The organism is Gemmiger formicilis (assembly GCF_900167555.1).
In the GTDB taxonomy this organism is placed as follows: Bacteria; Bacillota; Clostridia; order Oscillospirales; family Ruminococcaceae; genus Gemmiger; species Gemmiger formicilis.
In genome coordinates, this window is sequence record NZ_FUYF01000003.1 from 305822 (window position 1) to 311963 (window position 6142).

Here is a 6142-nt window from a genome sequence, read left to right on the forward strand (position 1 = left end):
GGATGTTTTACTTTTTATGCATTTTTGAACAATTTTTTCTGCAAACCGTTCCATTAATAGGCTCCCATTACTTCATAGCTACATATATTAAAGCAGGAAGTCCTATATTTTCCACTATTTTTGTAATAAAATCAAAGTTTCCTGTCATGAAATGAGAGTATTGGGCAAATCTGTTGCAAATTCAAACCATCCATCTGCGTAATCCATAGCATAGACAGAATGATATTTTGCCAAAGTGGTTTGCACATTCTGTAGGCCATATCCATGAAAGGACGGATTTTCTTTGGTTGTGACGGGGAGTCTATCCGCTGATACATCTACCGGCAAGGAGCGATTACGAACAGCATAGAACAGTTCATTATCATCCAAAACAACTTGTATATAGATTTGCCTGTCTTGCACAGGGAGTTTCTCACACGCCTCAATCGCATTGTCCAATGTATTGCTGATGATAACCGTTAAGTCAACCAAATCAATTTTCATAGCAGATAGGTCATTCACCCTAAATTGAACATCGATACTTCTATTTCGTGCGACAAGCGCCTTTTGATTCAAGAGCGCATCTAATGCTGAATGATGTGTATTAACAAGCAGGATACGGCTGGTCTGTGCGGATTGAAGGCTGCGTACATAGGATTCAATTGCATTTATGTCAAAAGGTTGCTGCTCCAACATAGCAGACAGTGTATCCAAATGTGCACGAAAATCGTGCGTTAGTTTCCGTTGTTGTGCATAAGCAGCACTCAATGCTTCAATGCTCTCTTTCTGTGCCATTGATTTTGTCTGTAAGCTAAGCGCTTCTTCACGAAAGTACGCATTTTGCTCCATCCAGCTGACCAAAAGCAGCGCTGCTATTTGCATGCAAGTAATAAAGGAGGCGCAAACAAATAGTGGGAGCGCCGATATCTGTTCATTCTGAAAGGAATCACCAAAGAAGAAAATCATTAAGACGCTTACAGCGGAAAGCACTGCTGGAATAGTGTACCATCTATAGGCAGCTGTTTGATTATGGCTACGCTTTCGTACAAATAGTTGTAAATAGCAGCTTGCAAGCATTAAGCAATGCATTAAGAAACTTGAAATAAAAGTTTGACTAAAAATGGCACCGTTTTGCATACCTAACGTCAGAATCAAGAAAGTGAACCAAATATTATCTATGCAGCATACAGTCGCATAGATAATCACCGCTATGTATAAGCTGAATATTCGCTTTCCGACATAAAGTATTCTATGAAGGGAATAATAAGCAGCTAAAGCAATTGCTATTCTTCCAAAACTTGCCATATTAGGACTCATTAGATTTAGAAACGTAGCATCCAAAAAAGCAAAGCACGTCACTGTAATCCAATGAACAATTTGTTTTTTCTTCCTCTGAGAGAATGCATCAAACAGTAAAACAGCTGCCACACATTCCATGCCTACCCATAAATAGGTCAATAGATATTCGCTCAAAGTGCGGACCCCCATTGTTTATTTTTCCAGCCCAAATACTGAATTTTAATCTGTGCGTAGCGCTTTTGACTGACGGGCAGTTCCTCTCCATTGCTTAGAGCGACTTTATCATAATTTAGCTTTTTTATATGTGCCATATTAACAAGATAGCTCTTCTGGATCCGCAAAAATCCGTCTGGTTCTAACTCATTCTCCAAATCCTCAAGTTTTCCGTAAAAACGATCTCCGCCTTGCAGAGGATTTTCAGTATGCAAAACCACAATGCGCTGTTGACTTTCCAGATAAAGTATGTCCTTATAGGCAACTCGATAAGGTTCAGCGTTTACGGAAAATCGCAGTTCTTTTTTATCGTGGGGAATTTCAGCCAAAGCGTCACGAAAATAAAGTGGTAGCTTCTGCTGCATTTCTTGCTTCAAAAGGTAGCGAAACGCCCGTACTTCATACCCTTCCATAGAAAATTCAGGGTAGTTCGTCACGAAAATGATTATTGTGTCCAGATGCAGTTCACGTACTCGCCGTGCAATATCCATACCACTTCGTTCATCCATATCAATATCCAGAAACATAATCTGATACTGCGACAACTGTCGATCCGTTATGGCAGAGGAGTGCGCACTTTTTGTTACGCAGGCCGATATTCCCGGAGGTAACGGTTGGCTGGTAACGACTTCTGTTAATCGTTGCAAAAAGTCTTTGTCATCATCACAGAGCAAAATATTTATTTTCATGGTAGTATCCTCTCTTTTAACTTGTCGAAGCAGACGGCCTTCTTTGCAATCCAACATACGGTTAAATCTCCTAAAAGTCAAGTTTTTCGGCAAAAATACACTTGCAGTGTAATATTAACTCTCAACTACACCGATTTGCAAGTGAAATCGTATAAAATTGTATTGACATGGAGAAATTGTGCTATTGGATATAAAAACAAACAGGATATCGATATGAAAGATACAGAACGCCATCATTATATTGGAGAACACATTTGTGCATTGCGAGAAAGCAAGGGCTGGACGCAGCAAACACTAGGCAAAAAGCTGGGGAAGAAGACCTCAACTATCAGCGCCTATGAAACCAATGCCAAGCTGCCTTCTGCAGACTGCTTGATTGAAATGGCGGAAGTTTTTGGCGTTTCTATTGACACGTTGGTTTATGGGGAAACTGCCGATTTAGTCTCGGTTCGCACATTGAATCCCACGCAGAAAGCTCTCGTTGCAGAAATTCTACAAGTATTTGGCTCTAATTCGCCCCAAAAGTTGGCCAGTGAACAGCGGCTACGCTTAGGCGGGAATCTTGTTAATTTATTAATTGATAGCATTTATCTCATTATCGCTTAGAAACAGCTCGGCATTGTTGCCGGGCTATTTTTTATATACTCGTACTTTGTAGCAAAGCACTCTAATTTTATGTCGAATTTGTAGAAATGGTGAATTAACTGTGCTATTTTGATGTCAAGATAACACACAACTTCTGACCGTTTCATACTCAGTATTAAGCATCGGCGCGAAGATGCTGAAATATCGTCCGAACATCACACCTATTAAATCCATTAGATTGGAGGCTTATCAAATGTCAACGATGTAGAAACGCATCCCCATGTTCCTGCTCGCTCTTGCAATGATGGTGGCAATGGCGGCACCTACGTTTGCTGACGGATTCCACCCTGCCGGATGCGACAATCTCTACTTAAACATCACTAGGAGTAGCACTTTCCAAAGTGTGTACCAGCGTCCTCTTTGCTTGTACGAGACGGATTACAAGCCCAACACCGCCCACAATGACCAAAATTTCACCATTGGTACTTCCAGTGAAGCGAGCGGTTTTTTCATGTATGTCACACGACATCTCAGTTACGCTGTCAACCGTTCTACTGCAGATGCGTGCGCTATTATTTGGGATATCAGCTCTGGCGTTGATGACTCTTGCTTGGTAAGCACAAGCAAAAGCAACATTACTTTACGGAGAACCGGTGAAAAGCTTACAGCTATCTATCCCATAGCAAATTACAGCCGCGTTTACTTTGGCGGCTCTGGCAACTCTGACTGGGTATCCAAAACTTCCTGATGAGATTTGCTCTTTATAAGGCTATTTAATAAAACAAGTATTCCAATTCTATAGAAAAGTAATACAAGCACAAACTCATTATTGTAATGGGGTTGTGCTTGTATTTGGATTATTTTACTTATTTGAAATTTTCTTCACGTGGAGGCTTCCAATGTCAAATCGTCGCTTTTTCGCTATCTGTTCATTTATGCTTTTACTGTCACTCGCCTGCTCATCATGCTCAACCGCAAAAGATACTATCTCTTCAGATGTCCAAAGCCCTCCGCCTACTACGGCTTCTGACTCCACTACGTCGATGGATGATTCTGAACCGATCTCAACAGCTTCATTTGTCAAGGCAGGGAATGGACCGCTTGTGTCACTTGATTCGGGCATTTATGAAGCGCAAATTGTCTATGAAAATTCGTGTAGTATTTTTTACACAGATCCGATTCAGCAAAAGCGAATCTATCTATGTGGAGCACCTAACTGCACACATGACAATGAAAGTTGCTCTGCCTACTTTTCAACACCAGGCCGCACTTACCCGCCAATGCTTTTAACCAATGGCAAGAAAATTTTGCTCATGTTTACAGAAGCCTTAGAAGGTAGCAATCCGTCCATGATTTCAATCGATTTGGACGGAAGTAATCGGCAGACAGTATTTGAATTAGCATCAAATCAATATGTTAGAGGTAATTTTTACATAAGTAATGACGATATTTATTTTGATGTAGTACAAACAGATTCTGACTCGTCGTTGCATTATCAACTGTGGCACGCAAACATCGAGAGTAAAGAAGCCCAGGAAGTTGCTGACTTAGGCAGTGATGAACAGTTCTACTACCTATGTGGTTGCGCGGGATCTAAATTATGTTTTGCCACAATTGATAGTAATAGTAATATCAAATATTATCTTTCTACTCCCCAGGAACTTAATTTTGATGCCCCATTCTATACAGACAATTCTGGGCACGCTGACTCGTTTGTATCAAATGGATTTTTATATACTATAAACGAAGAAGGCGAATGCGTTACACGAACCAATTTGATTTCAGGAGAAAAGCGTATCACTGCATTTCCTATAAAAGAAGGCTATAGCGACCCGGCAATGCAGTATGCGTATGATAATAATCTTCTTGTAACCGAAGGAAGCCCTGTAGTAAACGGAAAATATGATGTTTGTGCTTATTATATCGACTTTGATAATGATACAGCAACTGAAATTTCCTTGCGGACGCCGTATAATAATCGCCCTGTTTATGTTTATGCAACCGTTGGAGACAAACTCTATGTGGCCACTGACTATAAAACTTACACTGTCAAGCAAAGCTTTCAAGATGGGGGCAGTGAAAATTATGAATATATTGCATACGAATATGCCTTTATATCAAAAAAAGACTATGTGAACTCTAACGACGCCGGTTATGAAATGGTTGAGGACATGTTCGATTGAGTAGCTGGCGATTCCATATACTTTTTTTACACCAGTGGAGACGACTACAATTCTAATTTCATGATATTTCTTGCCAACTTCATTTTGAGGAGCGCTTTCATATGGCTAAGCATATAAATGCCGGTTCATTTGTGAATCTTTCGATAACGGATTTGCAAAAGACATACGAACTGCCATCTATTCGGACACCTCATACCAAACATTCACATCTAATAAAGCACGCTCTAGCTGGTATCACAATCACTCTTGCGCCAGGCCTCTATGGTCTCCTCGGCCCCAACGGTGCAGGAAAATCCACCCTAATCCATATAATAACTGGTAGCCTGGCTCCTGATTCTGGAGAGGTTCGCTGGTGCGGCAAGCCTGCAATGGGTATTGTCTTCCGCCGTATTCTTGGCTATATGCCGCAGCAGCAGGGTTTGTATGACAGCTATACCGGCCGCCGTTTTCTTGCCTATATGGCCGCGCTGAAAGAAATCCCGCGAAAGACCGTTGCCGCCGAGATAGCCCGTGTGGCTGCCGCCGTAAATTTAACCGCCGAATTGGACAAGCGCCTTTCTGCCTATTCCGGCGGCATGAAACAGCGTCTGCTGTTAGCCTCCGCCTTGTTGGGTGACCCCAAGCTGCTGATTTTGGATGAACCAACGGCGGGTCTTGACCCAAAGGAGCGCGTTCGCCTGCGTGAATTGCTGGCAGATATGGCAAAAGACCGCATTATTCTTGTGGCAACGCACGTTGTTTCGGACGTGGAAACGGTCGCTACCAAGGTCATTCTGCTGCGTGCGGGCAAAATTGTGGATGCCGCGCCCGTGCCGGAGCTGATTGAAAAATACGCGCCCGGCCAAGGTCTGGAAGATGTGTACTTGAATGTGTTTGGTGAGGGAGACGGTAAATGAGTCTATTTTTTGCTGAACTCCGCAAAATCTGGGGTGGCAGGGTGTTCCCTGTCCTGTTGGCGATACTGGCGTCCGCCAATCTCTTGCTGCTGTGGATGGGCACCCGCCCCACCGCCAAACAGCCTCCTGCATCAGCTTATCGCGCAGTAGGTGTCGAGCTTTCCGATAAAACCATGGAAGAAAAGAGAGCCTACCTTCACGACAAATACACTGAGATAGAAAGCCTTGTGAAAATCGGGCAGTATTATCGGGAACAGGCTTACGGCGGCTATGGACTCACTCAGTATCGGCAGGACAA

At 42.5% G+C, this 6142-nt stretch carries 6 protein-coding genes; 4 read left to right on the plus strand and 2 right to left on the minus strand.

The features are described from left to right. Window positions 1-144: 144 nt before the first annotated feature. Complete coding sequence (locus B5D32_RS04600; protein ID WP_159446981.1) at window positions 145-1452, minus strand: sensor histidine kinase; 1308 nt, start codon at window positions 1450-1452, stop codon at window positions 145-147. After that, window positions 1449-2237 carry a LytR/AlgR family response regulator transcription factor gene (locus tag B5D32_RS04605; RefSeq protein WP_078783923.1) on the minus strand — a complete coding sequence of 263 codons (789 nt, stop codon included), beginning with the start codon at window positions 2235-2237 and terminating at the stop codon, window positions 1449-1451. The genes B5D32_RS04600 and B5D32_RS04605 overlap by 4 nt, the downstream gene beginning before the upstream one ends. Before the next feature lie 156 nt (window positions 2238-2393). Between B5D32_RS04605 and B5D32_RS04610 the strand changes: the two genes are divergently transcribed. From B5D32_RS04610 to B5D32_RS04625, 4 genes are all read left to right on the plus strand, one after another. Next, the gene (locus B5D32_RS04610) at window positions 2394-2786 is read left to right on the plus strand and encodes a helix-turn-helix domain-containing protein (RefSeq protein ID WP_078783924.1); all 393 of its coding nucleotides are present in this window, start codon (window positions 2394-2396) and stop codon (window positions 2784-2786) included. Window positions 2787-3664: 878 nt separating this feature from the next. Beyond that, a complete protein-coding gene (locus B5D32_RS14835; RefSeq protein WP_143402672.1) occupies window positions 3665-4948 on the plus strand; it encodes a hypothetical protein in 1284 nt (427 codons plus the stop codon). Between the two features lie 101 nt (window positions 4949-5049). After that, entirely contained in the window at window positions 5050-5844 is a 795-nt protein-coding gene (locus tag B5D32_RS04620) for an ATP-binding cassette domain-containing protein (protein WP_078783926.1), read from the plus strand. Beyond that, a partial coding sequence (locus B5D32_RS04625; RefSeq protein WP_143402673.1) for a hypothetical protein occupies window positions 5841-6142 on the plus strand: 302 nt, incomplete at its 3' end. The genes B5D32_RS04620 and B5D32_RS04625, both read left to right, overlap by 4 nt.